The following is an 854-nucleotide window of genomic DNA, read 5'->3' as shown; positions in this document are numbered from 1 at the left end:
ATTGCGTTTGATTCGCCATTGGCTGATCCTTGAGCAGGTTGAGAAGATTAATCAGATGTTGCGAGGGCACTACAATTATTATGGGATGGCAGGAAATTTAAAGTCACTCTACAAGGTGTACCAAGCAGCAGATAAATATTGGCACAAGATGTTATGCAGCCGTAGCAGGAAAGGTTATGTGACATGGGAGAGATATGCCCAAATCAAATCCTGGTTTCCCATTGTGCGTCATACTGTGAATCCATTTCTGAGGAGCCCGGTGCGGGAAATCTGCACGCCGGGTTCTGTGGGGGTTCGGGCCACCAATTGGGTGGCCTCTCTATCCGGAGACGGGGGTTAGTCACCCCCTCCTACTCGATATAGCCGGACATCCCCGGCACCTCAAAAGAGCGTGGTAAGGAGTTGTCTTACCACCCTTGTTTTTAAGAGGTTAGATGTCTTGGGAATGATGTTTTATACCTTGTCTTCCGATAAAAATGCTACGTACTTACATTGACATTGGGATGTGGTTAACCAATCATGTTTAATATCCAGCCGGTAGAGCTTTTTATCTAGTCAAAGTTTCTTTTAGTGCTTCAACCTGATCCTTATTCACAAGGACAAACAAAATATCCCCTTCATGGATTACAGTTGCTCCTTCAGGTGTTATGACTTGATCATTACGGACAATAGCACTAATCAATACCCGTTCTGGAAATGAAATATCTTTGATACGTTTTCCAACAACCGCGTCTTGTTTTTGAACGATATATTCCACAATCTCCGCGTTTGTTTCGCCTAATGATACCAGCTCAATACTATGCGGAGAAGAGGGTTCTGGTGGGCCAACTAATCCCAGTTTTTTGGCCAAAGGT

General features: G+C 44.4%; 1 protein-coding gene and 1 pseudogene. One reads left to right on the top strand and one right to left on the bottom strand.

Annotated elements, in window-relative coordinates; genetic code table 11:
• Positions 1-340 (top strand): annotated as a pseudogene (locus IEW48_RS16780) (hypothetical protein); the annotation flags it as partial.
• 207 nt (positions 341-547) lie between these two features.
• Here IEW48_RS16780 and IEW48_RS16775 read toward each other — a convergent pair.
• Positions 548-854: TrkA C-terminal domain-containing protein (locus IEW48_RS16775; protein WP_276529788.1), on the bottom strand; the 307-nt coding region annotated here is incomplete at its 5' end.

It is taken from the genome of Caldalkalibacillus thermarum (assembly GCF_014644735.1).
GTDB classification, from domain to species: domain Bacteria; phylum Bacillota; class Bacilli; order Caldalkalibacillales; family Caldalkalibacillaceae; genus Caldalkalibacillus; species Caldalkalibacillus thermarum.
This window is presented reverse-complemented; position numbering and strand designations above follow the sequence as displayed.